29 protein-coding genes and 1 rRNA gene are annotated in these 25,005 nt (G+C 54.6%); 13 read left to right on the top strand and 17 right to left on the bottom strand.

Annotated features, from left to right (window positions below):
- The first annotated feature begins 1 nt into the window (after nucleotide 1).
- The 3 genes from NUS69_RS00250 to NUS69_RS00240 are packed head-to-tail and all read left to right on the top strand — an operon-like array spanning nucleotide 2 to nucleotide 2,119.
- Entirely contained in the window at nucleotides 2-1,027 is a 1,026-nt protein-coding gene (locus tag NUS69_RS00250) for an aminopeptidase (protein ID WP_258083913.1), read from the top strand.
- A 13-nt stretch (nucleotides 1,028-1,040) separates the two neighbouring features.
- A complete protein-coding gene (locus NUS69_RS00245) occupies nucleotides 1,041-1,661 on the top strand; it encodes a GNAT family N-acetyltransferase (RefSeq protein WP_258083912.1) in 621 nt (206 codons plus the stop codon).
- A complete protein-coding gene (locus NUS69_RS00240) occupies nucleotides 1,658-2,119 on the top strand; it encodes a GNAT family N-acetyltransferase (RefSeq protein ID WP_258083911.1) in 462 nt (153 codons plus the stop codon). The genes NUS69_RS00245 and NUS69_RS00240 overlap by 4 nt, the downstream gene beginning before the upstream one ends.
- Here the strand turns inward: NUS69_RS00240 and NUS69_RS00235 are convergent.
- Entirely contained in the window at nucleotides 2,092-2,805 is a 714-nt protein-coding gene (locus tag NUS69_RS00235) for a hypothetical protein (RefSeq protein WP_258083910.1), read from the bottom strand. The genes NUS69_RS00240 and NUS69_RS00235 overlap by 28 nt on opposite strands.
- Before the next feature lie 56 nt (nucleotides 2,806-2,861).
- Between NUS69_RS00235 and NUS69_RS00230 the strand changes: the two genes are divergently transcribed.
- Entirely contained in the window at nucleotides 2,862-4,067 is a 1,206-nt protein-coding gene (locus NUS69_RS00230) for an MFS transporter (protein ID WP_258083909.1), read from the top strand.
- 19 nt (nucleotides 4,068-4,086) lie between these two features.
- Here the strand turns inward: NUS69_RS00230 and NUS69_RS00225 are convergent, their stop codons facing one another.
- From NUS69_RS00225 to NUS69_RS00215, 3 genes are read right to left on the bottom strand one after another with little or no spacing between them, the layout of a single operon-like run.
- On the bottom strand, nucleotides 4,087-4,650 hold the full coding sequence (locus tag NUS69_RS00225; protein WP_258083908.1) for a nicotinamide-nucleotide adenylyltransferase: 564 nt from the start codon (nucleotides 4,648-4,650) through the stop codon (nucleotides 4,087-4,089).
- A gap of 54 nt (nucleotides 4,651-4,704) precedes the next feature.
- Entirely contained in the window at nucleotides 4,705-4,911 is a 207-nt protein-coding gene (locus NUS69_RS00220) for a hypothetical protein (protein ID WP_258083907.1), read from the bottom strand.
- A gap of 44 nt (nucleotides 4,912-4,955) precedes the next feature.
- The gene (locus NUS69_RS00215) at nucleotides 4,956-5,726 is read right to left on the bottom strand and encodes an SAM hydrolase/SAM-dependent halogenase family protein (protein ID WP_258084839.1); all 771 of its coding nucleotides are present in this window, start codon (nucleotides 5,724-5,726) and stop codon (nucleotides 4,956-4,958) included.
- Between the two features lie 50 nt (nucleotides 5,727-5,776).
- Between NUS69_RS00215 and NUS69_RS00210 the strand changes: the two genes are divergently transcribed.
- The 3 genes from NUS69_RS00210 to pgsA are packed head-to-tail and all read left to right on the top strand — an operon-like array spanning nucleotide 5,777 to nucleotide 8,490.
- The gene (locus NUS69_RS00210) at nucleotides 5,777-7,381 is read left to right on the top strand and encodes a transglutaminase-like domain-containing protein (RefSeq protein WP_258083906.1); all 1,605 of its coding nucleotides are present in this window, start codon (nucleotides 5,777-5,779) and stop codon (nucleotides 7,379-7,381) included.
- A complete protein-coding gene (locus NUS69_RS00205) occupies nucleotides 7,381-7,917 on the top strand; it encodes a tRNA (cytidine(56)-2'-O)-methyltransferase (protein ID WP_258083905.1) in 537 nt (178 codons plus the stop codon). Before NUS69_RS00210 ends, NUS69_RS00205 begins: the two co-directional genes overlap by 1 nt.
- Nucleotides 7,918-7,923: 6 nt before the next feature.
- Nucleotides 7,924-8,490, top strand: coding sequence for an archaetidylinositol phosphate synthase (gene pgsA, locus NUS69_RS00200; protein WP_258083904.1), 567 nt, complete (start codon nucleotides 7,924-7,926; stop codon nucleotides 8,488-8,490).
- Between the two features lie 86 nt (nucleotides 8,491-8,576).
- On the opposite strand, the gene NUS69_RS00195 is transcribed toward pgsA, so the two are convergent.
- Nucleotides 8,577-9,299 carry a TIGR02253 family HAD-type hydrolase gene (locus NUS69_RS00195; RefSeq protein ID WP_258084838.1) on the bottom strand — a complete coding sequence of 241 codons (723 nt, stop codon included), beginning with the start codon at nucleotides 9,297-9,299 and terminating at the stop codon, nucleotides 8,577-8,579.
- 149 nt (nucleotides 9,300-9,448) lie between these two features.
- On the opposite strand from NUS69_RS00195, the gene NUS69_RS00190 reads away from it, so the two are divergent.
- Nucleotides 9,449-9,718 carry a hypothetical protein gene (locus NUS69_RS00190; protein WP_258083903.1) on the top strand — a complete coding sequence of 90 codons (270 nt, stop codon included), beginning with the start codon at nucleotides 9,449-9,451 and terminating at the stop codon, nucleotides 9,716-9,718.
- Here the strand turns inward: NUS69_RS00190 and NUS69_RS00185 are convergent.
- On the bottom strand, nucleotides 9,699-10,268 hold the full coding sequence (locus NUS69_RS00185; RefSeq protein ID WP_258083902.1) for an ASCH domain-containing protein: 570 nt from the start codon (nucleotides 10,266-10,268) through the stop codon (nucleotides 9,699-9,701). The genes NUS69_RS00190 and NUS69_RS00185 overlap by 20 nt on opposite strands.
- Nucleotides 10,265-10,603, bottom strand: a complete 339-nt coding sequence (locus tag NUS69_RS00180; RefSeq protein WP_258084837.1) for an ASCH domain-containing protein — start codon at nucleotides 10,601-10,603, stop codon at nucleotides 10,265-10,267. Before NUS69_RS00180 ends, NUS69_RS00185 begins: the two co-directional genes overlap by 4 nt.
- A 93-nt stretch (nucleotides 10,604-10,696) precedes the next feature.
- On the opposite strand from NUS69_RS00180, the gene NUS69_RS00175 reads away from it, so the two are divergent.
- Together NUS69_RS00175 and NUS69_RS00170 are read left to right on the top strand one after the other, a co-directional pair.
- Nucleotides 10,697-10,861 (top strand): class III signal peptide-containing protein, encoded by a 165-nt coding sequence (locus NUS69_RS00175; RefSeq protein WP_258083901.1) that lies wholly within the window; start codon nucleotides 10,697-10,699, stop codon nucleotides 10,859-10,861.
- 9 nt (nucleotides 10,862-10,870) lie between these two features.
- Entirely contained in the window at nucleotides 10,871-12,091 is a 1,221-nt protein-coding gene (locus NUS69_RS00170; protein ID WP_258083900.1) for an A24 family peptidase C-terminal domain-containing protein, read from the top strand.
- Nucleotides 12,092-12,231: 140 nt separating this feature from the next.
- Here the strand turns inward: NUS69_RS00170 and NUS69_RS00165 are convergent, their stop codons facing one another.
- From NUS69_RS00165 to rrf, 3 genes are all read right to left on the bottom strand, one after another.
- A complete protein-coding gene (locus tag NUS69_RS00165) occupies nucleotides 12,232-12,864 on the bottom strand; it encodes an HAD family hydrolase (RefSeq protein ID WP_258083899.1) in 633 nt (210 codons plus the stop codon).
- A gap of 40 nt (nucleotides 12,865-12,904) precedes the next feature.
- A complete protein-coding gene (locus NUS69_RS00160) occupies nucleotides 12,905-13,567 on the bottom strand; it encodes a protein-L-isoaspartate(D-aspartate) O-methyltransferase (RefSeq protein ID WP_258084836.1) in 663 nt (220 codons plus the stop codon).
- A 69-nt stretch (nucleotides 13,568-13,636) separates the two neighbouring features.
- A 5S ribosomal RNA gene (gene rrf, locus NUS69_RS00155) occupies nucleotides 13,637-13,758 on the bottom strand.
- A 53-nt stretch (nucleotides 13,759-13,811) separates the two neighbouring features.
- On the opposite strand from rrf, the gene NUS69_RS00150 reads away from it, so the two are divergent.
- Together NUS69_RS00150 and NUS69_RS00145 are read left to right on the top strand one after the other, a co-directional pair.
- Nucleotides 13,812-15,323, top strand: a complete 1,512-nt coding sequence (locus tag NUS69_RS00150) for a hypothetical protein (protein WP_258083898.1) — start codon at nucleotides 13,812-13,814, stop codon at nucleotides 15,321-15,323.
- A gap of 4 nt (nucleotides 15,324-15,327) precedes the next feature.
- Nucleotides 15,328-15,699: a ribonuclease P protein component 4 gene (locus NUS69_RS00145; RefSeq protein WP_258083897.1), complete on the top strand. Its 372-nt coding sequence runs from the start codon at nucleotides 15,328-15,330 to the stop codon at nucleotides 15,697-15,699.
- Between the two features lie 50 nt (nucleotides 15,700-15,749).
- Here the strand turns inward: NUS69_RS00145 and NUS69_RS00140 are convergent, their stop codons facing one another.
- Together NUS69_RS00140 and NUS69_RS00135 are read right to left on the bottom strand one after the other, a co-directional pair.
- Entirely contained in the window at nucleotides 15,750-16,907 is a 1,158-nt protein-coding gene (locus NUS69_RS00140) for a cell wall-binding repeat-containing protein (RefSeq protein WP_258083896.1), read from the bottom strand.
- 229 nt (nucleotides 16,908-17,136) lie between these two features.
- Entirely contained in the window at nucleotides 17,137-17,706 is a 570-nt protein-coding gene (locus tag NUS69_RS00135) for a cyclase family protein (RefSeq protein WP_258083895.1), read from the bottom strand.
- 142 nt (nucleotides 17,707-17,848) lie between these two features.
- Between NUS69_RS00135 and NUS69_RS00130 the strand changes: the two genes are divergently transcribed.
- Nucleotides 17,849-19,114 carry an adenosylhomocysteinase gene (locus NUS69_RS00130; protein WP_258085143.1) on the top strand — a complete coding sequence of 422 codons (1,266 nt, stop codon included), beginning with the start codon at nucleotides 17,849-17,851 and terminating at the stop codon, nucleotides 19,112-19,114.
- A gap of 2 nt (nucleotides 19,115-19,116) precedes the next feature.
- On the opposite strand, the gene NUS69_RS00125 is transcribed toward NUS69_RS00130, so the two are convergent.
- The 5 genes from NUS69_RS00125 to NUS69_RS00105 are packed head-to-tail and all read right to left on the bottom strand — an operon-like array spanning nucleotide 19,117 to nucleotide 24,925.
- On the bottom strand, nucleotides 19,117-19,977 hold the full coding sequence (locus NUS69_RS00125) for a hypothetical protein (protein WP_258083894.1): 861 nt from the start codon (nucleotides 19,975-19,977) through the stop codon (nucleotides 19,117-19,119).
- On the bottom strand, nucleotides 19,967-21,223 hold the full coding sequence (locus NUS69_RS00120) for a DUF58 domain-containing protein (protein WP_258083893.1): 1,257 nt from the start codon (nucleotides 21,221-21,223) through the stop codon (nucleotides 19,967-19,969). Before NUS69_RS00120 ends, NUS69_RS00125 begins: the two co-directional genes overlap by 11 nt.
- Nucleotides 21,211-22,038 (bottom strand): hypothetical protein, encoded by an 828-nt coding sequence (locus tag NUS69_RS00115; RefSeq protein ID WP_258083892.1) that lies wholly within the window; start codon nucleotides 22,036-22,038, stop codon nucleotides 21,211-21,213. Before NUS69_RS00115 ends, NUS69_RS00120 begins: the two co-directional genes overlap by 13 nt.
- On the bottom strand, nucleotides 22,038-23,957 hold the full coding sequence (locus NUS69_RS00110; RefSeq protein WP_258083891.1) for a carboxypeptidase-like regulatory domain-containing protein: 1,920 nt from the start codon (nucleotides 23,955-23,957) through the stop codon (nucleotides 22,038-22,040). The genes NUS69_RS00115 and NUS69_RS00110 overlap by 1 nt, the downstream gene beginning before the upstream one ends.
- Nucleotides 23,954-24,925: an AAA family ATPase gene (locus NUS69_RS00105; protein WP_258083890.1), complete on the bottom strand. Its 972-nt coding sequence runs from the start codon at nucleotides 24,923-24,925 to the stop codon at nucleotides 23,954-23,956. Before NUS69_RS00105 ends, NUS69_RS00110 begins: the two co-directional genes overlap by 4 nt.
- Nucleotides 24,926-25,005: the final 80 nt, after the last annotated feature.

The following is a 25,005-nucleotide window of genomic DNA, read 5'->3' as shown; positions in this document are numbered from 1 at the left end:
GATGGAGAACAGTCTCAGGAGCGCCGCCGGGTGCATAATCAAGGACTCGGCGCTTGTTAGGACAGGTGAATCGGTGCTGATAATCCACGGGGCACACAACAGGAACTTCGCCAGCCTGCTGGCTGAGGAGGCCATCCGCGTTGGCGCGCTCCCGTTCCTCTGGAGTTTCGACGACTCGCTGATATCTGATTTTCCAGAAAAGCCTTCAGAAAGCGTTGCCGGCATCCTCGGGAAAGCTGACGTCGTGATATGGCTCTCCCAGTACACGGCCGTCGATGATCTATCCGAGAACGTTCAGGAGAAGGTCTTCTCCTTCTGGGACTCTATATATGGCCTCCTGCAGGAGGAGAAGGTGCCGACGCTCCTCTTGAACCTTCCCCCGCCGGTGTGGCTTGAGGAGGACGGGATAAAGCCCAGTGAATACCTCCTAGAGTTCATCTCCGCAGTGGACGTGGACTATGTTCGGATGCGCGAGCTCGGGCTTATTGTGGCAGAGAGACTCAATGGGGCGAAGGATGTTCTTATAACAGACGAAAACGGCACACATCTGAGGTTCAGCGTTGAGGGGAGAAAGCCAGGCCTTGAAGACGGGACGCTCCGCGACTGTCGGTTGAAGCGTAGGGAGTGCGAGGTCGAGATTCCAGCGGGGGAGGTTTACATAGCCCCCATAGAGAGCTCCGCCTCAGGGCGGCTCGTCCTTCCCCACGAGGATCTGGAGCTGGAGTTTCATAGAGGTAAGGTCATCTCCATGGGGGGCAAAAAGGCCGACGAGCTCAGGGATAGGCTTGAAACGCCGGGAGGGAATGTTATAGCGGAGTTCGGAATAGGGCTGAACCCTGGGGTAAAGCCCCTCGGCCTCAGGATATTCGATGAGAAGGCCCTTGGGACGGTTCACGTGGCGGTCGGCCACAACCTGCATCTCGGGGGAGCAAACGAGTCGAAAATCCACATCGACTTCGTTGTCATGAACCCTACTGTGCTCGTGGACGGGGAGCTCCTGATGGAAGAGGGGACGCTTAGACTGTAGGAGGGACAGGAAGATGGAAATAGTTCGCCTCGATGAGGAACACCTTCCGGATTTCCAGGAGCTCTACATCGAATTCTTCAAGGAGCTCAGGGGGAAGCAGGGCTGGAGGCCAGACGAGGAGGAAAGTTATAGGAAGGAAGCGGAGAGCTATTTCAGGCGTGGCGACGTTATCTTCCTCGCCTACGAAAGAGAACCAGCGGGCTTCGTACGGCTCTCCTCCCGCGAAGGTTGCTTCTGGATTGAAGAGCTCTTTGTGAAACCTGAGTTCAGGGGACGGGGCATAGGAAGGGCGCTCGTCGAGAGGGCAGAAGAATACGTAAAAAAGCACGACGATGCTCTCTACCTCTTCGTCCTGCCCCAAGATAAAGATGCCATAACCTTCTGGAAGAGGCTCGGCTACGACACCATAAACACCGTCGAGCTCGTGAAGGACCTCAAGCCCTCGGGGCGCACGGCCTTTCACGCCGTCGAGCTTCTTGGCGAGCGCTTTAGAATTTTCCGCTGGAGGGGCGAGAAGTTCACCGAGGAAGAGAGACGCTTCATGGAGCTTTTGGAAGAGTTCTACAGAAAGGGTGGAACCAGGGAGGAGTTCCTGAGGCTGGTCAACAGGGCCCTAGAAGGGTGGCTGGAGTGAGAATTCGAGAGATTATGACTGAAACGGAAAGGCATGCCTGCCTCGAAATAGTTCGCGGTCTTCCCGAGTGGTTCAACGAGGCCGGCCTCAGGGCTATGGGGCGGGATTTGAGAGAGGAAACGACCTTCGTTGCCGTTGAAAGGGGAGAGGTTCTCGGCTTCATTACCATCAAACCGCTCAACGAAAAGGCCGTTGAAATCCTCTGGATGGCCGTGAAGAGGGAGCACCGGGGGAAAGGAATCGGGACGGAAATGCTCCGGTTCGTCGAGGAGTGGGCGAGGGGGAGGGGCTTTGAACTCCTCATCGTCAAGAGCTCGGGCGATTTAACCTATAAACCCTACGACGGGACGAGGCGCTTCTACGAGCGGAGGGGCTTCGCAAGAATCGCGCTGATAGACCCGTATCCCCAATGGGGCGAGCCGGCGCTGATCTACGCCAAATGCCTGAAAAGGAAGTAGGCGGAGATGAGAAACCGCACCGTTATGTAGCCTGCAAAGGCACCCCCTCCGAGGGGAGAGAGCAGACACCACCACAGGGGAAGCTCGGAGAGGAGATAGGCAATAACGAGGGAAGACACCTTCCCGTTGACCGAATAGGAGTGGGCAAAGGCCGCCCCGAAGAAGATTATGTCCTCCGGCCGCCAGAAGCCTGTGAGCAGGGGCTGGTTGTAGTTAAGGGCAAAGACGGCGGTGGCGCCTATTATTCCGGCGATTCTCCCGCGTTCACTGAAGAGTTCGTAGGGCACCGCATCGTAGAAGAACGCCGTCAAAATCCCGCTAAGAGCCCAGAAGGCGAGAGAATAGGGAATCAGGAAGGGGCTCCATTCACTCACAAATCCCGGTCTGGCCATGTCCATGAACCTCTCCGCGCCGAAGTAGAGCATGGCTACAAAGGAGAACGCGTACAGGGGGAGCATGAGGGCTACGGTGTGGGATAGGCTCTCCCCGTCAGCGCCCCAGTCCAAGGGGAGGCCATAGAAAATTCGAGAGAGGGAATACGCCAGCAGAATTGCCACGACAAGCCCGAAGAGCCTCCCGACTGACGTTGAGAAAAACGCCACTCCAGCCGAGAGCGACGAGAGGGCGTAGAGTACGAGCGTTATGGAGATGAGGTATCCGATGCCCCTGAGCATGAAATCACTCATCCAGGAATCGACGTTAAACCTTAAAAGGGCTCCGAAAAATATGAACGGGGCTTCAGATGCGCTGGAGCGAGATCCCGAGGGAAGCCAAGGCTTACATGCTCTACCACACTCTCATCGCTCCCGGCCTGATAGTCTGGATACTCTTCCCGCTCTACCTCATGGAGACCGGCTACTCCGTCCTTGAGGTCGGGGCGTTCTTCACCGCTGTCAACATCGTCGCGATTCCCCTAACGTACCTCTTCGGCCGGCTCTTCAACCGCTGGGACATCAAGAAGGGTCTCATCGCGATAGACGTACTCGACGGCATCGCCTACGTTTTGTATGGCCTTGCGAAGGGCGCAGTTGCTCCTCTCATGCTCTTCGTCGGAAGGACTGTGGAAAAGCTCTCAACGGTCCTCTATCCTCTCTACCGCGCATACGAGCAGATCATCTATCCGGAAGATAAGTACGAGGAGATATTCGCCTGGCACCTCCGTCTGCCGGAGATAGCGCGCTTAATAACCTTCCCCATCATGGGCTACGTCCTCGGCTACGTCTATCCAGGCCCGGGGAGTTACCGCTGGGCGTTCATATTCTTCGGCCTTTTCTCTGCCGTGACCGTTGCCTACATCTGGTTCTTCCTGCCTTCGGTCGGCAGGGAGGAGAGGATAACTCCAGAGGGCTTCACGTTTAAGGTCGGGGAGTTTAAAGTTCTCCTCGCCTTCGAGGCCCTGCTAACGCTCGCCTGGTCATTGGCTCCAGAGCTGGTGCTCATCAACTACGTCGTCTTCGTTCTCCACAGGACGGTATTCGAGGTTACTCTGATAGCCTGCGCGAGCAGTCTCGCCTCGATACTCGGCACCTACGCCAGCGAGAGGGTTCCGAAGGGGAGAGGCTTCCAGGCCATCGGCGTGGGCATGTTCATAAACGCCTTCTACGCTCTCGTGATGGCGCTTTCACCGCCCTTCTGGCTGGCGCTGGCGGTGTATGCCCTCGGCGACTTCGGCAACACATTCTGGTTCCCCTTCTACCGCTCCTGGATGTTCAAGTTAATTCCAAAGGAGAAGGCCAGCGAGTTCCACGCGGCGATATCGAGCTACCGGAAGCTCCTCGGCCTCTTCACGCCCTTTGTTGCCGGCGCTCTGGCGAGCGTCCACGCGACGCTGCCATATGCGGTTAGCTTGGGGCTGTTTTTGGTGGCTGGAGTGATGTTCTGGTGGCTGGCGGGGAAACGCCAGAGAGCCCTAAGGAGATTGAAAAGAGGGTACGGGATTAGAAACTAAAATCGAATTCCCAAGCGCCTCAGAACTCCGGAATCCTTATCGGCGCCTGCAGCTCCTTCTCGTTCTTCTCAAGGTTGGTCGCGAGCATCTTTATCCTTTCGCAGCCCTTTATCTCCCTGATAAACTCGGCCACGCTCTTGGGCACTAGCTCCTCCCATGGCTGCCCCTCGACCATGCGCTTCCTTATCTCGGTCGCCGAGAGGATGTCCTTCCTGAACATCGGCTGGACGATGACTTCATAGCCCTTCTCGCGGAAGAGCTGGGCGACGAGGGAGTTGCCAGTGAAGACGACGTCAAAGCGCGGAACCATGCTCACTACATAGGTCGCCCAGATCGCGTTGAAGTTTATGTCCGGGAGTGGAATGAGATAGTAGCGCTTGTCCATGCCGGCCTCGTCAAGGGCACGAATCAGCATCTCCATCCTTTCGCTCGTCGTGAAGGGGTTCTTCAGCGTATGGCTCGCCTGGGCGCTTCCGATGCCTATGATTACCTCATCAACCTGCGAAAAAACGAATTCGAGCGCCTTTATGTGGCCGTTGTGAACCGGCTGGAATCGACCGACGAAGAGACCGCGTTTGACCATGATAACCACCCCGTTCAATCTTTTTGAACGTCTCGTTCAGTCTCATTGAACGAATCACAAGAGAGAAACGGCGTTCTCGTGGACCTCCAACCTCAGCTCTCTGGCGCTCTTCTCGCTCCTGACGATGCCGAAAACATCATCGAGGACAACCCTCGGTTTCTTCCTTCCGCTTTCGAATGCCTTAACCAGAGCCTTCACCTCCCGTTCAAACAGCCGTTCCATGCCATCGGGAACGCGAACCCGAAGAGTTATCTCCCCCATTCTTCTCACCACATCAAATTTTTCATTTTTCCTCAAAACACTTTCTAAATCAGCCTGACCCTAACCACATCCCCGACCTTCAGGCCGAGCCTTTCAGCGGCACTCCCCTGATTGATGGCTATCTCAAGGTAGTCGTGGCTTCCTGGGAGGGCCAGCAACTCACCGGGCTTCACCTGGCCGTAGGTGTCCAGATAGGGTATCTTAAGTCCCAAATCAACCAGTTCGACTTCTCTGGGCCTTTCGTACCCCTCAAGGTTCAGTATGACGTTGCCGAAGTCGTCAACATAGATCACCTTGAGCAGCCAGAGGTCGTCCTCCCTGCGCGGTTCGATGTCCAGCCTAATCAAGCTTTCCAGAGGAATCTCTTTTCCGAGCTTCTCCGGCTCGACCCATGCATCGAGCAGGGCACCAACCGGCCCAAAAACGTCCCTCCCATGGAAGGTCGAGCTTATCTCCCACTTGGTGAAGCGCTTCACCTTCTCGAAGTCTATCTCCCAGGCTTTCCTCGCCTTGATGTGCTTGAGCGGAAGCGTGGCCAGGCCGTTGTCCGGCACGACGAGGAACTGCTCGCCTTCGATTATAACCGCCCGCCTCTCGGTTCCAACGCCGGGGTCTATAACGCCAACATGAACCGTCCCCTCGGGGGAGTACTTAACCACCTGCTCCATCACAAACGAGCCCTCAAGAACGGAATGCCGGGTTATTGAATGGCTGACATCAACCATTACCGCCTCCGGGTTGAGCCTCAGCATGGCAGCCTTCATCTCTCCAACATAAGGGCCCCTAAGGCCGAAGTCAGTCGTCAGCGTTATCATGGGCACCACCTAAAGCTTATTAACGGTTGGGGCTTTAAAGGGTTTGGAAGATGAAAATGAAAAAAGCTATCCTGGTTCCTCTCCTCATTCTCATAGTGGTGGCCTCGGGATGCCTCTTCAAACCACCGGCTGAGGTGAGGTTCTCCGTTGACAGAACCCTTGTACGGCCGGGCGGAACGATTCACGTGATGATCCTTGTCAACAACACCGGCAAGGTTGGCCTCACCGGTGCGACGCTTGTTCTGGGTGATGACAGCTTCCAGATACTCCAGGAGCCGAAGTTTCCGGAGATACTCCCTGTAGGAGATGCGGTGCAGCTTGTCTGGATTCTGAAGGCACCGATGAAGCCCGGGGTCTACAACCTGAAGCTGTCCCTTGAGCTTACAGACGAGCTCAAACGCTCCTGGACTGGGTTTTACGGGCAGTTCAGGATAACGGTATCGAGCGAGGCCGGGCCCTCTGATGAGGTTGAGGTCAGCGTAGAGGCGCCCAGGATAATCGGCGGTGGAGAAACCGCAAACCTAACGGTAATCATCAAAAACAAGCTCGACGTCCCGGTGGAACTCCGTGACCTCAGCTTCAACCTGTTCAACGGCATGAAGGTCGTAAGTGCCACAGCCCTTCCCGCAACGGTTGACGGAAAAGGGGAGGTCAGGGTGGGCTACACGGTAAAGGCACCCTACGCCTACCGCGAGGGGTACATCTCGGTGATCCTCAAGTACGCGATAAGCGGGGCCGAGGGCAGTACCGTTGAGAGCTTTTCGATGAAGGTCGTGTGGAGGCCCTGGAACCAGAGCAGTGAAGTCCTCAGGGAGGCCTACGGTCTGAAGTACCACTGGGTAACCGACGGATACATAGTTGACGGCTACTGGACGGAGCGCTACAACTCAACGTCAGAGTTTAACAGGACCGAGTTCAGGAACCTCACCCTTAAGATAATAGGGGACTCCGAATCCGAGTTACAGGCCGCGGAGGCAATATACGAATGGATGATGAGAACATATTCCCTGGGTGATACGACCTCCAGCCTCGAACCTTCAAAGATACTCCAGCAGGACAGGATAAGCTACGCCGAGGCACAGATACTGATCGCCGCCATGCTCCGCTCGGTGGAGGTTCCGGCAAGGATAATAACGCTCTCGAACGGAACAGACTGTACAGCGAGGCCCATTACGGAGTTCTACACCGCCGACGGCTGGTACGTCATAGATATCAGGCACGGGTTCGTCGGCTCGATTGACGAGTACATCGCCAGCCCGTACTTTCCGAAGATATATCAGCTCGTGACAAGGGATGGATACAGGATAGTCGCCCAGGCCCCGGCCACTCTGAAAGGGCACGAACACGTCGATGTCACAGGGGATTTCCTCGCGAACCTGGAGGACAGGCTCCTCAAGATTGTGAATGAGAGGTTGAACCCCGAGCTCCGCTCAAAGCTCATGATAGTCATGAACAATCTAGATGAGAACGAGAGGCTCTACGCCCTCTTCATCTTTGCCTCAGCACCCAGCGAAGATGACCTGAACAGGGTGCTGAGCGAGTACAGCACAGGTAAGATAGAGCAAGACGTAAAAACCATGTATGAGTTCTACAAGGACATGGCCTGGAGGGACGACTTCACCAGATACTGGAAGATATTTGCGGGGGAGGTGTGATGATAGCGGTTCTAAGGCTCGGACACAGACCTGAGAGGGACAAGCGGATAACCACCCACGTGGCACTGACGGCGAGGGCCTTTGGGGCCGATAAAATAATCATTGCGGCCGAAGAAGATGAGCACGTCAAGGAGAGCGTCGAGGACGTTGTCCGGAGATGGGGAGGGCCCTTTGAGATAGAGTTCAATCCAAGCTGGAAGAGGATTATGAGGGAATGGAAGGAACGGGGAGGTGTGATAGTCCACCTCACGATGTACGGGGTTCACATCGACGACGCCATGCCAAGAATCAGGGACGAGCTGAAGGGTGGCCGGGACGTTCTCGTCGTAGTCGGTGCCGAGAAGGTGCCCAGGGACGTCTACGATATCGCCGATTACAACGTCGGCGTTGGGAACCAGCCCCACAGCGAGGTCGCAGCCCTAGCGGTCTTTCTGGACAGGCTCCTGGAGGGTGAAGGCCTGAGGAAGAGCTTTGAGAACGCGAAGCTGAAAATAATCCCCCAGGAGAGGGGCAAAAAGATAATCGAGCTGGAGTGATGACCGATGGTCCTCAACAGATACCGAGAGAACGTAAAGGGCTACCTTGAGGCCATCGTCAGGCCCCTCGCGAGGGCCGGCGTCACGCCGAACCAGATAACCGTCCTCGGCCTGCTGATAAGTCTCACCGGTGCTTACTTCTTCTACCGCGGCGAGCAGGTCATAGCGGCCCTCGTTCTGCTCCTCGGCTCGCTGGTAGATGCACTCGACGGAACGCTCGCAAGACTAACCGGAAAGACGAGCCGCTTTGGAGCATTCCTCGACTCCACCTTTGACAGGATAAGCGACGGCGCTGTGCTCTTCGGCATAGCCCTCGGAAACCTCGCCGACTGGCGCGTGGCTTTCATCGCCTTCATGGGAAGTTACCTGGTTAGCTACGAGCGGTGCAGGGCCGAGCTGGCCGGCTCCGGAAGGCTGGCCGTTGGAATAGCCGAGAGGGCCGAGAGATTGCTTATAATAATCATCACCGCGCTCTTCGGCCACGTTGAGTACGGTATCTACGCGGTTGCGGTTCTGGCATGGGTAACCGTTCTCCAGAGGCTTTACGCAGCATATCAGAGGCTTAAAGAGTGAGGAAGAAGGGGATGACGAGAATTTCGCTAGACGAGGCTTTGCCGATGAAGAGCCCTGCCGTTGCTGACCCTTGCTGTCCTTCTTTTTTATTGTCCGGATGACTCACTTTCCATCAGACCTTTCACAATTTCAACGACCTCGCCCAGCTTTGAAACCACGAAGTCGCAGTCCCCCCACAGTCCCCTCTTCGCGCCATTCGGGTCGAGGAGAACGCTCATCATACCGACCTTCCTGGCCCCAACGCAGTCTTTGGCCGGGTTGTCGCCGACGTAGATGGCTTCGCCCGCTTCAACGCCCGCCCTTTCGAGGGCGAGCCTGAATGGCATCTCATGGGGCTTGTAGAAGCCCGCATCCTCGCTGGTAGTCATGGAATCGAACAGGTCGTAGATACCAAGTGCCTTCAGGTGGGCCTCGATGTAGTCGTTGTCCGAGTCAGTTATGATTCCGACGTGGAGACCGAGCTCTTTAAGGGCCTTAACCGTCTCAACGGCATCGGGAAAGAGCTGACCATAGCGCTCGTGTATGGCGATGCTCATCTCCCAGAAGTCGTCGGGAACGGTGAAACCGTAGCGCCCGGCCACCCTCCGCATGGCCTCGGTGTCAACGTCCCGGATTTTGACGTAGGGCTTGCCGGCGAGCTCCTTGAACATCGCGGAGCTTTCGGCCTCGTACTCCTCCCAGAGCCTCATGTAATCGAGGTCTTCCCTCCCGGCCTTTCTGAGGACCTCCCTCACGATGTTCTGATGGGTAACGTTTTCGCCTTCCTTCGTTATGAGCGTGCCTACGAAATCGAAGAAGACCGCCTTCATCGAGACCACCGGGGGGAGTTGGGTGCGGACGTTAAAACACTTGCCCGGCAGAACGACAAGTTGAGCCCTAAAATCCTTCAAAAAGTTGCATCCATGACAGAAAAACCTTAGAAAGACTTTTATCCGCTCACGGAACGAGTCGGAAAGAGGTGGTGGAGATCGAGGCGATACTACTCGTCTGGGGCGTCCGGGACGAGGTTCTGGAAAAGCTCCCCGTCGAAGGGTACTGGCTCTACGGGGAGTACGACTTCATAGCAAAGATGGAATTTCGCGATGAATTCGAGATGGAGGAGTTTATGAGAGACCTCAAGCGTGTCATCCACGGAGGAACCTTTAAGCTCATCCCGGTTGTAATTTCAGCCGTTAAGAACTGTGGAGAAACAAGCGTTCTTGAGGGGCTCAAACCTTCGGCCCCATAATTCCCCTCCTTTTCAGCTCCTCGTAGGCCCTCCTGAGAGCGTCCCTAATCAGGTACCTCTTGTTCATGCCACCGAGCCTGTAAGCTGCTTTTCTCAGGCTTCCAGCTTTGAGGAAAAGTTCAAGGAGTTCCCTGTCCTCGTCGGAGAGGTCGAGGTGCTCAAGGGCCTTTTCGGCTATCTCCACCGGCAGGTTGCCCCCGTAGGCGTAGTCCGAGCTCATAACAGGTTTGTCAAACTTCTCCACGATGCGAAAGACTATAACGTGAGCCTTTGAGTCGTCGTTAACGTACTTGTAGTGGCTTTTGAGGGCCCTTATCAGCTCCTCCCTGCTCGAAAATCCGTCCAGATGGGCGTCCTCATCGGTAAGCCCGCCGACGGTTTTGCTTTCGACCCTCTCGATAACCGCCTTCGCTATAACACGGCCCCCAGAATGTATGAGAACCTCGTCGCCGGATTTGAGGTTCGGCTTTCTTCCAAGCCTCACCGTTGCCCTTTTTCTTCCGCTCAGTATAGCCTCAGCGTAGCGTCCATCGAACTCCAGGTGCCTCATCTCCCCTCACCGAGGAGCCTGAACTTTATCGCTATAACCCCGTAGCGGTTCTCCTTCCACTTCGGATACATGCCGTGAAATCTCTTAACGGCCCTTTCAAAGCTCGGTTCGTCCGGAAATATCTTCTTTATTGGTTCTTCCCTCAGAACCTGCCGGAAGGTCTCGTAGCGCTTGACCCCAGTGACTACGGCAGGAATTGAATCGTTGAATATGAGCTTGTCCCCGGGCTTTATGCCCCTAAGGGCAGGATAGGCAACCCTGACCTCTATCCTCTTTTCCCCGGACTTTATGTAGTCCAGATATTCCCCGCGAACCCTCAGGTGATAGACCCTCATTTTCACCACATTCCGCCTTCTCTTTTTCCTTAAAAGCTTACCCTATGGAAACTTTTAAATCCTTTAGCGCCTTAGAGGGTTTAGGTGTGGGAGATGAGACGAGCCCAGGGAGCCCTTGAGTACCTCTTCATGCTGGCGGCGGTTCTCATCCTGGTGACCATAGCAGCCAGGGTTGTCCTCAACAGCACGAGAAACCTCAACGAGGCGATATCAAACTACACGACCCAGGTAAGGAAACAGATTCTCGAAGACCTATGAGGTGGAATCATGGATTACGTTCCCCTGATTCTGGGGCTGGTTATGGGAGCCGTTACTTCCTATACCGACATGAAGACCGGATTCGTTTTTGACAACCACATCTTCCCGACGCTCACGCTGATAGGAAAGCTCCTCGGATGGGAGGAGGGGGAAGAAGAGGAGGAAGGCCTTCCCCGGTGGGTTCCCAAGCTGATAATACCGGCCGTCGAGGTAGGGATAATCTACTATCTCTACCTTGGAATCAGCCGGGGGGATGCACTCTTAGCAGCCTCGGGCTTCATCGGGCTTGTACTGGGCTTCGTCTTAGGGTTGCTCCTCTACTACATCGGGGCATGGGCGAGCGGTGACGCGGTGATACTCGCCGGCTTTTCCGCGCTCCTGCCCTACGCACCGGCAACGGCTTCCATCGTCGCCCCCTACACTGTTGGATATCCCCTCTACCCCCTGACTATACTGCTCAACAGCATCATAGCGGTATTCCCCTTCATCTTCGTCTATGCCTTCGGGGTGCTCATCGTTAGGAGGAAGTTCGTCGAGCTGAGGGAGATATTCATAGACAGGGCTGGGCTCACCCTTGAGGTATCCCTCTGGATAATGGCCGCCATAGGCCTCAGGCTGATAATCTACGAGGTCACGGGGGTCTCAATCGTTGGACTGTGGTCGTGGGTATTCACAATCGCCATGATATACGTCCTTGGAAAGTTCAGGAGAGTTGGGGATGTTATAGGGGTTGGTGTTCTGGCATACCTGGTCTATCGGGAACCTGCAACGGCTGTGGGAGCGTTTCTGAAGCTCCTCGTCGTGCTGTACCTTTTCAAGGTCTTCCTCTCCCTCGTGAAGTTCATGCGCACCGAGGTTCTGATGGAAGAGGTCACTGTGGAGGAGCTCAGGGAGTGGGACATCCTGGGCGAGACGGTCTTTGAGAAGGACGGGAAAATCCTCAGGGACAGAATCGACCCGTTCACAAGGATAAAGAACGCCATCATGAACGCCGATCTGGGCGCCCTCCACCCGGATTACGGTAGAGTCATAGCGTCCTCAAGCGCGGAGGGCCTGAGCAGGGAGCAGATCGAGGAACTCAAACGCCTCGTTGATGAGGGAAGGCTTGAAAACAGCTTTCTGAGGAAGAAGTCGATGCCATTCGCTCCGACGCTATTTCTCGGCTTCCTGATAAGCTACTTCTGGGGCGACATGTTCTGGTGGATACAGCTCAAGGTAGCCGGACTTTGAGAAAATGATTTAAAACCGTCGCCGAACCTTTATCCGGCCCGGCGCCCGCCCACCCCGCGGAGGAGTGAGGCGGGGGTTCCGGTCGGGCCAACAGGGGGATGACGAGCTTTTGCTTTGCCGAGCGGTGATGAACACGCCCTTCACTGACCCCGTTCTTCTATGAGTCCCCTGACGATCTCCATGACCTCATAGAGGCTCTCAACGTTGTGGTCTCCTTCCACCCCCTCGTGGGGGTTTATCGCTATGCTGACGTCGGCCTCTTTGAACATGCTCAGGTCGTTGTATCCGTCGCCGACCGCCACCGTTAGTTCAGGCCTCAGCTTCTCCTTCAGCTCCCTGAGTATGGTCCCCTTGCTCTTGAAGTCAACGAGAGGGTTGACTTTTCCAGTAACGACACCGTTTTCAAATATCAGCTCGTTGGCAAAGACGTAGTCAACCCCGAGCTCCTTGGCTATCCTTCCCGCGAGGCACATGAGGCCGCTGCTGAGTATCGCTATTCTGAAGTCGTTCTCCCTCAGAAACTCGATGAGCTCCTTTGCCCCATCCATGTACTCGACTGAGTTCGCCCATTCCATGATCTCATCCTTGGTGTGGCCCTTCCAGAGTGATGCGTCAAGCTCGGCCCACTTTACGTAATCGATTTTGCCCGCAAAGAAGAGTTCAGCATATTCCTTTCCCTTCTCCCAGGTTCCGAACTTCTTGTGGAGCTCCACCCAGCTCGATATAGATTTGACCAGAGTTCCTTCGAGATCAAATGCTATGAGCCTGACCATCGTATCACCTTAAAGGGGAGCCGGTTTTGGTCTTAAAAGCCTATTCCCTCCATCCGTGCTCCCCTATGAGCGGCACGAAGGCGACGCCTCCCCATCGCTTTTTCTTTATCCTCCCGTCCTCTGTTTTCTCAACCACGTAGAGATCCTGCCAGAGGTGATAGCCCCCCACTGGGATTATCAGCCTTCCCCCAGGATTCAGTTGCTCCAGGAGGGGCTCGGGGATCTTTGGAGCCCCAGCGGTGACGATTATCCTGTCGTAGGGCGCCTTTGGGGGAAAACCCCTCGTGCCGTCCCCGGGAATCACGTGGACATTTTTCACTCCAGCCCGCTCAAGGTTCCTTCTGGCGAATTCCACCAGCTCGGGAATCCGTTCGATGGTATAAACGTCGGTCTTCACGAGCTCGGCTATTAGCGCCGCGTTCCATCCGCTGCCTGTCCCCACCTCAAGAACGTTCATTCCTGGCCTAAGCTCGGCCAGTTCCAGCATTATCGCCACCATGTGTGGGGCACTTATCGTCTGCCCGGAGGGAATTGGAAGGGGTTCATCAACGTGGGCGTAGTCCCGGTAGCGTTTCTGGACGAAGAGATAGCGCGGATACTTGAGAAAAGCCCTCCTAACGGCCTCACTTCGGATAACCCTCTCTCTGAAAAGCCTCTCAACGGTTCTCTCCCATCTTCTCCGGAGTTCCTCCTCGGAAACCATAGGACTCATCGAAAAGAAATACGCGCCCAAACGATTTAAGACTTGCGAGAAGTGTCTCAGAAGGATAGTGGCCGGCGGCGTCCCCGGCTTCCCGCCCCCTCCCGGAGGGCAGTACAACCGGGATCGCTGGCGGGCTTAACTTCCGGGGTCGAAACGAGACCGGGTGTGACCCCGCCGCTATGACCGCCGTACCGTTCTATAGCTCCCGCGGTGCATTTATAAATCTTGCGGTCGATGGAGATGAATGATGGATGAGCTGATTGAACTGCTGAGGCTTGAGAGGACGAGGGAGCCGCTCAGTCCGGGGAAAAGGATCAAGGAGTTTCAGATGAAGATCCAGCGGCTCAAAAACGGTGATGAAATCGAGATAGCCGGTTTTCTGCTGGGCAGAAAGCCACCCCACGCGCCGGCGGATGCCCTCTACTACATGCTCTCTCCCCTGTCGCCATCCGAACTGTCTTCCCTTGACAGAAACGCCTTCCGCACGTATCTGGTTATTCGGGCAACGGAAGGGACAAAGGTCTTAGGGAGGGCAAGACCAGGTAGCTACGTTCTCGTGAGAGGAGTCATTGATGCCTACCGCTGGGGAAACCTGAGGATGATCCACGCGTCCAGCATTGAAGGGCGGGACTACTCGGAGTACTGGAAGGACTACCGTGAGTTTGCGCTCAGCAGACGAGAAGTGCTGGATCTGTTTGAAAGAACGGTTTATCTGCGTGATGACATGCGAAAGGCCCTCATCTACTCGATATACGGCGTCCCGTATATACCGGGAGAGGCGTGGGGTGAGGGGTTTGAGTTCACAGTGTTCAAATACCGGGAGAATTCGGGGCTCTTGGCCCTCTGGAAGGCCCTGAAGTACTTTTACTCAAGCCTCCCCTGGGAGGTTCGCCTCACCAGAAAACGGGTTCTTGAAATAGACGACCCGTTTCTTGGCATAGACTTCAGGCTCGGAAACCCTAACGGCAGCGACATGAGGTACTACACTCCGCCGACAAAGAGAGGCACCGTCAGCCTGCCCAAGTGGGTCTCCGAGAGAATACTGGGCAAGCGCGCCATTGGTCTGCTCCCCAAGAACGTCGACGCCAATCCCCTCGACAGGATGGCGAGGGTCTCAGAGGCTCCCTTTGTCCTCCTGCCCTCCGAGGAAAAACCCTACTTTGAGGAGAACAGGGAGTTCCTTCAGCTCATACCAAACCTTCTCGTTACCGTTTTCACCCAGAGGGAAAAGCTGGGATCTCTTGACAGGAAAAAGACCCGTGTCGTTGAGGAGGAATTCCTGAAGTGGCTCAGAGAATCGCGGGACGACTATGGGGACCCGTTCAGGGCTTTAACCGCTCCCAGCGGCCCGATGAACATCAGACTCAGGGTGGAGCTCGGCAAGAGACTCTTCGGGTCAATCGTCAGGTTCAACGGTAGGGTCACCAAAAAGGCCGCCAGAGATGTCAAACTGATAAACGAGGCCATCGTAAACGACTGGATGGTCGTTCTCAGGGATCACCCCTCGGAGATGATAAAGCTCCTGAGGGAATACCGCATGTACGTCCCGGGAACCCTCAAAGCTCAGAGGGCGCTGGAGATACTCCACGACCTGGCCTCTGTGAGCCCCTCAAACGAGGTAACGAGGGAGGCCTTCCTCCGCGAACTTGTCAGGGACGGCTTCTCGGAGAGAGACGCCTCCGAACTCCTTGAAAGGTTTATAGCCACAGGCTACATATATGAGCCGTTCCCAGGGAAGCTCAGGCTGATAGGGTGATGACATGTCCAAAAAATTCATCCGCCAGAGGGAGCAAAGGGAAAAGCGCAGGATCGCCCGAGAGAGGATAAACGTTCTCTTTACCCTCGCGGAAAGGGTCTTTCCCTACGAGCCCGAATTAGCCAACCGCTACGTTGAGATAGCCCTCGCGGTACAGCAGAAGGCCAGAATCAGAATGCCAAGAAAGTGGAAGCGCCGTTACTGCAAGCGCTGCCATTCCTTCCTCGTCCCAGGCGTCAACACCAGAATAAGGCTCAGAGACGGCCACGTTGTCATCAAGTGCCTCAACTGCGGCCACATCATGAGGTATCCATACATCAGGGAGCAGAAGGAAAGGAGAAGGGAGCGGCAAAAAGGGACTGATTCAAGCCGCTGATTTTACCGCCCATACCGGGGGTTGGTGGTGGCCAACGTGTGTTAGCTTACTCACGGCCGCGAGGAGCCCATTCCGCGGGTTTTCTGAGCGCCCTCCCTGATGACCTGCCTCCCGTTCTGATAGGCCTCCCTTATCATGGCCTTTATCTGGTTCATGAGTTCCTTGGCTTCGTCGTACTGGCCGTTCTGAATCGCAACCCTAAGCTGCTCCATCAGGGCTTTGAGTGAGCCCACGTCTATTCCCGCCCTCTCCATGACACTAATCTGGGCCTCCAGTTTTGCCATCTCGCGCTCCAGGGCAACTTTTTCGCTCCTCTCCATCATTGCCCCCATCTCACCGTTCGCAGTCTTAAGGCCAAACTCCGTCTGAATCTGGAGTTCAAGCATCAGCTGGTATGCCCGGGTATAGTTTCCGGCCTGAAGCGCCAAGTTGGCTTTCTCCATGGTCATCTCCATGACACGGACTTCCTGCATAAGCCGGGTGGAGTTGGTTTCGTTGGCTATTTCCTCTATTGCCCTGACCCTCTCCCTGACCTGAAGCATCAGCTGAAGAACCGTCTCCTTGGTGACGTTAACCTGAACCTCCCCGGCGGTGCAGTTGCATTCGCGGAGCTGCTCCTTAACGTGCTCCATGACCTTCTCAGATGCCGGGGTCTTGACCATAGTTGCCGTTTTCACCTGGAACCTCTCCATGACTCCCGTGACATCGGTGCTCTTGTTAACGTAGACAATCACTGCCCCATTCTGAACCGCGATCTGAAGGGCGTTCCTTATAGCCAGGCTGTCGTTTCCAGCGACCATGACGCTCCCGTTGAACTGGAGCTGGAACTTTACCCTTGCCTGTTCCATTACCATGGTGTTGGTTTCGTACCGGTTTTGACCGCCCCAGCGTTCAACTGTAATCCCAAGCTCTTGGAGGTCAGTCACGTACTGCTCAACCACAGCATCAGGCCCACCAATTACTATCACCTCATCCGGCGCATAACTCATAACCTCAGCCGTAACGTTTGGGTCGTAAACCCCCCATGTAGTCGTGACAACCACAGCCCCAGTCACGTTAGCCAAATACTCGGCAATGGCCTTATCCGCCACGTTGTCACTGACAAGTATCACCGTGACGCTGGTGGTGGCGCTGACATCGCTGAAGGCCAGAGGCATTCCTACCATCAGCAACCCGAAGAGGATTGCCAGCACTTTCTTCCCCATCATTAGTCCTCACCTCGGATATCTTTATGAAAAAAGCTATATTTAAGCTTTTTTCACGAAATCGTCTATTTACATTGTCGATTGTTTAGAAAAAAGCCCGGAGAAGAGATTTTTCTTCTTTAACTGTTAAAGAAGGTTTTACAACGTTTAACTGCGTTTAATCTCCGCCAAATCAAGAATAATAGCCCCACAAAGGATCAATGAGGGTTGAATTGAGAAACAAGCGTTAGCCTCACTCCACAAAGGCCACAGCCCTCACGGGACTCCCGGAACCACCTTCGATCTTAAGGGGGAATGCTATGAATGTGAACTCCCTGCCCACGAGAAGTTCCAGGTTGGCCAAGTTCTCGAACACGGGCACCTCCTCGCTCAGGAGTATTCTGTGAACGGCGTCGTCGCCGATGCTCATCGCGTCGGTTCCGACGGCTTTTGCACCCTCAGCCACCAGGAACAGCGCAACCTCCGGCGAGAGCTCCCTTCCCCCAGTTAAGAACAGCACCACCCTGTCAAAATAGCCCTCGTCGGGAATCTCGTCGAGCTTAACCTCTCCATCCCCGTTTCTGACGTCCACCACAATACCCTTCCCCACAAACCTATCCAATGGCATCTCATCAACGGTCTTTCCACCGGGGATGAAGTGCGCAGGGGCGTCAACGTGCGTCCCTGAGTGCTCACCGAGCTTAAGGGCGTTCATGTAGTAGCCGTCTCTATCAATAACAGCCCAGAGCCTAACGCTCACCGGGGGGTCATCCGGGTAGACAGGGGTGTCATCTGAGAGAGGCACCGAGAGGTCAACTATCATGGGAACACCAAAATGTGTATCCATATCTGCCTAAAAAACCTTTCCGGAATAGGATGAAGTACTTTAAATATGAAATCAAATACACAAAAATGGTAGCCCAAGTGTTTTAAGGTGTGCCCCCAAGTTTTCACCGGTGATGAAAGTGGAGTGCACGAAGGATTACTGCATTAAGGACCTCAATCTTGCTCCGGAAGGCGAGAGAAAAATAGACTGGGTCTCCCGGTTTATGCCGGTCCTTCAGGCGATAAGGAAGGAGTTTGAGGAGAAGAAACCCTTCAAGGGGGTCAGAATCGCGACAACGCTGCACCTTGAGATGAAGACGGCTTTCCTGCTCCTTACTCTGAAGGCAGGAGGGGCAGAGGTCTCGGCAGCGGCGAGCAACCCCCTCTCGACCCAGGACGACGTCGTTGCGGCACTGGCAAAGGCAGGCGTCAAGGTCTATGCCCTTAGAGGAGAGAACCGGGAGCAGTACTACGAGTTCATGCACAAAGCTCTGGACATAGAGCCCAACATCATCATAGACGACGGGGCCGACATGATAAGCACCCTGATGAGGGAGAGGCAGGAGCTCGTTGATGGGGTCTGGGGCGCGAGCGAGGAAACCACCACAGGCGTGATAAGGCTCCGCGCGATGGAGAAGGACGGCGTGCTGAAGTTTCCCATTATAGCCGTGAACGACAGCTATACCAAATACCTCTTCGACAACCGCTACGGCACCGGCCAGTCAACGTGGGATGGAATCCTGAGGACAACCAACCTGCTGATAGCCGGCAAGAACGTCGTCGTTGTCGGCTACGGCTGGTGCGGAAGGGGCATAGCGATGAGGGCTAAAGGCCTCGGGGCTACCGTCATAGTCGTCGAGGTTGATCCGATAAGGGCCCTGGAGGCGAGGATGGACGGCTTCCTCGTCATGGACATGATGGAAGCGGCGAAGGTGGGCGACATCTTCGTCACCTCGACGGGCGACATCAAGTGCATCCGGGGAGAGCACTTCAAGGTCATGAAGGATGGGGTAATCCTTGCCAACGCCGGCCACTTCGACGTTGAGATATGGAAGCCGGACCTTGAGGCACTTGCAGTTGAGATAAACCAGCCCAGGCCGAACATAACCGAGTACAAGCTCAAAGATGGAAGGAGGCTCTACCTGCTCGCGGAGGGCAGGCTCGTAAATCTCGCCGCGGCAGATGGACACCCGGCGGAAATAATGGACATGAGCTTTGCCCTGCAGGCGAAGGCGGCCGAATACATACTGAACAACCACGAGAAGCTTGAGCCAAAGGTCTACGTGCTTCCGAGGGAGATAGACGAGATGGTGGCGAGGATCAAGCTGAAAGCCATGGGAATAAAAATCGAAGAGCTCACGGAGGAGCAGAGGAAATACCTGGAGAGCTGGGAGCACGGAACCTGACATCAGGCCATGAAGAGGACGTATCTTTTATTTCCTTCCACCCACTCCCTCTTCTTTGTAAGGATTTTGGTCTCCCAGGGGGACCTAAGCACTATCACTTCAGGGAGTCCTTCATCCCACTCCATCTTCAGGAGGATGGGCCGTTCCACTGGGGAACCGCCCACCAGTCCAAAAGTGACCCCCCTCTCGTCTCTGCCAAGATGCTCAATTGTAAACGAGTCACCTGCGGTCATATGAGTCCTCAACACAAGAAAAGTTTGAGGGGCGTTTATGGGGCTTTCTCTCAACTCTCCGGAGAAGGAGGACACCACCGCAACGGCCGCGCCCACCAGAAACGGAAGGATGAAATAGAAAGGAAACACATTTGCTGGAAGCCTAGCCCAAGAGCTCCAGCTGAAGAGGAGAAAGAAGTACCCCATCCCGAGGGGAATTGGAAAGATGACCTCTCTTATGGCGGAGATTCCAGCGGAGTCGAACTCATCCCTGGAAACGCCGGGTATATCATGGGATATCCACTCGATGTACTTGGCCAGCATCAGGGAGCCTGTGTAGATGACTCCACCCAGGGTGTATCCAGTGAGCAGATTCACAGGCAGTCCCCAGAGGGCGGGTAAGATGTAAAGGCCAAAATGAAATACGACGATCTTCAGAGGGGTTCCTCCGAGTATGTAAAAACCAAGTGAGATCAAAGCAAGTACCGGGAGCATAAGGAGAAAGGAGGGGATCCAAACTCCAATAACTCGGTAAACATACAAGGACAATGCAATCCCCATGTTTCCGTGAGACAGGAGCCACGCGAGGGGCAGGGTGGAAATAATCACAATTGAATATTCAACGTGACGGAGGGCAAGTTTAAACCGCACTGAAGACACCCCCAATGGTCTTTTTTAGAGCCACCTCGACATCTTCTACCAATGGATTCCAGTGGATAACAGACGCTGCCAGTCCCTCAGAGAGCCCTTTTTTATGGAGCGCAGCGAGTCCGCCGAGGACTTCCTCGAACTGCCCGTAGGGATTGACATCAACCACCAGCACCCTGCAACCAAAGGCGCTCCTAAGCCTTTCGATAGCACTCCTGACTTCATCGAGGTTGTAGGGAGTCAGATTGGTAACGAGAACGGCAACACTTACGCCCCCCCTCACCGAAGTTCTGGAGCGCTCAACTGCAATAGGGAAAGATTCACCATGATGCACGGAAGGACCCGCAGACAAAAGGGCCCGAGCAAATGTCGATACAGCCTGGACTCCCGTCCTTGGGGTGATAACCTTCCGGGATCCAACAAGGTAGAGCCCCACTCTGAAATCGTTCCTCAGGAGAATCCCCACGAGGGATATTACGAGCCCGAGGGAGCTTTCGAGGGCCCCATGTAAAGAACTTCCAACCGCCATTCCCTCGGTCGTGTCCAGATATATCATCACCGTAGCACGTCCTTCCGGCTCGTACTCATTGACGAGAAGCTCTCCAAAACGGGCAGTCGCCTTCCAGTTTATTTTTCTTATAGAATCCCCTGGCCGATACTCTCTTATCTCCCTGAAGTCAGTCGAAGTTGGCCCCATGGGAGCTACTTGATTTGAAGACATTCTCTCCCTGGTTCGAAGCTTTGAAAGAACGAGCCTTCTCATTGCCGCCACTCTGGGATAAGCCTCAATCCGGACTTCCTCATCTGCTACGGTATAGACCGCCCTCTTTATCCCCAGAAAATCCTGGCCTATAACCTCAACCGGAGAAAGAGAGTGGGATCCTTTTTTCAGCGGGCGGATGCCGTAGCTGTACTCCACAACCAGCCTTTTTCCGGGCTTCTTGAAGAAGACGTGCCGGTTATTTCCCACCACCTCCAGTCCGGGAGACGGGACGTCCCCTATGAACACAAAACCCGAACCCCTCTCAACCACGAGACGGACTTTAACCTTCCCCTCTCCCCCCACGGCCAGCTTTCTGCTTTCGACACTCCTTTCAACCGTGATGCCTGACGGAGGTTCCGAGAGAATCCCGTAGAAGAGGACCGAGGCAGGAATAAAGCTGGCGTAGGCCAGCCCCACTACTCCAGTTAAAACCGCCAGAGAGAACGGTGCCAGGGTTAACAGAACCAGCCACGTCAGTCTCTCCATTTTCCAATCCCTCCGTGGGCATCGAACCTCCTGACAAGCTCCATGACCAGGAGCATCCTCCGCCTCTTCTCCTCCAGAGCCTTCTTTTCGACCACCCATGGAGGGGCCAAGGGAGATACTGGTGCTTCCCGGTAGTTGGCGATGGGTCGTATTATCTCTTCCAAGTGGGGATCATAAAGTCTCCGCGGGGAGTTCCTTATTATAAAGACCAGAAGCGGGGCACTGTTGCCCTTTTCAACGAACGCCTTGACGGCCCTCTCCAGGTCTCTGGAGTACGCGTCTCTTTTTGGCTCCAAACTGGGGAGGGGCAAAGGGGCTATCCCCTCCGCACTCCCCCTCTTTGATGAGACATAACTTGACACAAGGTAAACTAAGTATAGAACTGCCAGAGAAGTCAGAAGGTAGAAGACACCCATAAGAGCAGAGCTAACTGAGGGATATGAGGATATAAAGGACGAAATTGCCCCAACAAAGGCTATCCCGATGAAATTCTTCTCCAGGAAGTCGTTTTTGTACCTGACCTGGAGGACATAAGCCACGAGGTAAATGAAGGTCACCCAAGCAAGAAACGACCCTGCAAAGAGCCGGAGCCATGAATCGGTGTGAAACAGAAAAACCGCGAGCGACATTATGGCAAAACCCAGGCCCCTAACCAGCAAATCCCTGTATCTCCCAACGTACATTGCCGTTCCGGCAATAGCGGCACCACTACCAAATAGCAATCCGGTGGGGAAGTCCATGAACATGAAACCCAGAATGCTCCATGTGAACATATTGCCCATGAAGCTTTTGAGTTCTTTATTTATCCTGAGCACTATATCACCCCCAAACCTCCCAGTCCCTCAAGGAGAGCGAAGAAATCGTCTTTTCCCACACGATGCTCCGAGTACTTCGCCCTAATTAACACCAATGTGACCCCATGCAGGATATTTCTGTCAAACCCTTTGCGGGCAAGCAGGTGCTCAATCTCAAGGGGCGTCATGGGCCTCTCAGGAACTCCGTTAGAGGAAGCAAAGGGAAGGAAGTGAAGCTCGTAAGCCTTGATTACGGCATCCCTCGGTGGGAGGACGTACACTTCAACTTCCTCTTTCCCGGCGGAAAGAACGTGGCGGCCTTCTTCAAGCTCAAGTCTGAACTCCTTTCCGAATCCTATCGACCTACCGTCGAGGGACAGTTCTGCCTCGGTCGAGAGGACAACCCTGACGATCTCCCCCGGAAGAAACACCCTGCGCGATGGCTCTATGAACTCCACCTTTTCAGTGAAGAACTTAGGCCGCGGGGAGAGCTTCACTTCAGTACGCCTTTTTGAGTAGATGCCATAGCCGGCACCAGCAATGGCAATGATCGCCAGAAGAGGAAAGATGGAATTGAAAGCCCCTATAAAACGCCTCAGGAGTTTGGAAAGCCTTTCGACGAGGGACTCCTTAGAATCATCCACCTCGCCTGAAAACTTCTTTTCGGCCAAGAGCGGGACGGTTTCGTTTATTGGAAGATAGTAGGCGCTCCCACCGTACTGAACCTTGATAGAATCGGTTTCCACATGTGTCAGATTGAGAGTTACGTAGCCGTTGCTGTCGGTTTTTAGGGTGAACACCTTCGACCCCACGGATACGTTGAGGGTCTCGTTGGCGAGAGGAACACCCTTCCAGTGAAGGCGAATCTTCACCGTCGAGTTCTCAGTATACACCGATACCTGGGGCTTCCGCTTAACCACCATCACGGGATCACTGTTGGAGGGATAGGCCATATAGCCGCGATAGTAGGCTATAACGTGGTATCTTCCAGGAGGTTGTTCCGGCCCTATAATGCCCTTAACCCTGAACTTACCATGTTCCACGGTGGTCTGGCCCAGAAAAATTCCTGGTTGTCCTTTGCTCTCGTTCAGGGTTACCCAAACTATCCCACCTTCGACGGGTCTTCCGTCGGGATAGCGGACGGTCCCAGTAACGGTAACCCAGATCGAACCGTCTCCACCAACGACCTCTGGATAATCCGTTATCTCAACAACGGGCTTTTCGAGGAGGGCGACCCACATAAGGAGGGCCACAGTCCCGTTGGTCGAATTAACAGTAACAAAGAGTGGGTAGTAACCCGGCTTCATGGACTCCTCTGCAGGGCCTATCAAATATCTGTGAACCTTCCTTCCAGCTACTTCTTCCACGGACTTCACCTTTACAGGAAGCGCCGTGAAGACACTGAGCCTTCCGGCAGACGCATTTTCCTCGAACTCCAGGGTGACGCTCTGGTTGTAGGTCAGGATAACAAGGGGCCTGTCGGTATCGATTGTAACGGGTCCGTGATTAACCCCTTTAATCATCTTAACGTCTCCCTCGCCGTAAACCAGGGGGATATAATAGGTACCCGGATACCACACTACCATATCATCCGGCTCACGGGATGAAAGAACCGGCAGGCTCCTCGCAGGCTCATCGGTGCATACGAGCATTGGGTCGTCGGGGAGAACCGCGACAGGGCAGTCTGTATGTATATCGGTGGGCTTAAAGGTGAAGTTGGAATGGGGAAAGCCCGGATCAAAGGATATTTCCCCTCCACCCCCACTGTTCCCGGAAGAGGAACGGGAGTCGTCAGCCGAGTCATTTGAGAGCATTGCGTCCAGCAGGCTTTTTGTAGATGAACCTCCCCCTTCAGAGTAGGGGAGTTCAGAATACCCCAGTGTGAGGGCTGCAAGGAACACCATCGTAAGGAGGAAGAGTGCAGCGTGCTCTCTTCTCATTTTTCTTCGCCTTTAGGTACGGGTGTTTTTTCTAGGGCTTCCCTCACAATCTCCTCCCCGCTTATGCCCTCAAACGCGTACTCGGGCTTGACCACAATCCTGTGAGCCAAAGCATCCACCGCGTAAGCCTTAACATCATCCGGCAGAACAAAATCCCGCCCCTCGAGCAAAGCATTAGCCTTAGCCACCTTCATCAAAGCAATGCCCCCACGAGGACTCGGCCCAGCCTCAACCCGCTCATCAGCCCGAGCATTCCGAATTAACTCGGCAATGTACTTCAACAAGTCCCGGCTGATGAAGATTCCCTCCTCAACCAAATCCTGCATGCCCACAAAAGTCTCCCGATCGATCAAAGCCTCCATGTCAACCGTCGGATCATCCCTCCGCCAGGACAAGCGAGCCTCAAGAATGGCAACCTCATCCTCAAGCGATTTCGGATAACCAACGCGGAGCCTGAGGAGGAACCTGTCGAGCTGAGCCTCGGGCAATGGATAAGTCCCCTCGAACTCAATTGGATTCTGAGTCGCAATCACGAAGAACGGCCTCTCCAAAGTAAAAGTCTCACCCTCGATAGTCACCTGCTTCTCCTCCATGGCTTCGAGAAGAGCCGACTGAGTCTTTGGTGGCGCTCGATTAATCTCATCCGCCAGTAGAACGTGCGTGAATATGGGCCCCTTGATGAGCTCAAAGGTTCCGAGGTTTTGACGCCAGACTTTAGTGCCTAAGATGTCTGCTGGGAGCAAGTCTGGCGTGAATTGGACGCGCGTGTACTTCAAGCCCAAAACCTTCCCGAAGGCTTTGGCTAAGAGGGTTTTCCCCAAACCAGGGTAATCCTCGAAGAGCACATTCCCATTCACCAGCGCGGCAGCCAAAGTCTTCCTAACAACAACCTCATTACCAATATACACCCTGGAAATTGCCTCTATGATATTGTGTGCTATTTCACCGAACTCCTCAACAGTCAACATCGTACATCCCACCGATGAAGCCCTGTTACCACCCCAGTTAAAAATCCGGAGAAGTTTAAAAGTCTTACGGACACCTTCTC

The organism is Thermococcus thermotolerans, from assembly GCF_024707485.1.
GTDB classification, from domain to species: domain Archaea; phylum Methanobacteriota_B; class Thermococci; order Thermococcales; family Thermococcaceae; genus Thermococcus; species Thermococcus thermotolerans.
The sequence above is the reverse complement of the archived record's forward strand: the minus strand, read 5'-3'. Positions and strand labels throughout refer to the sequence as shown.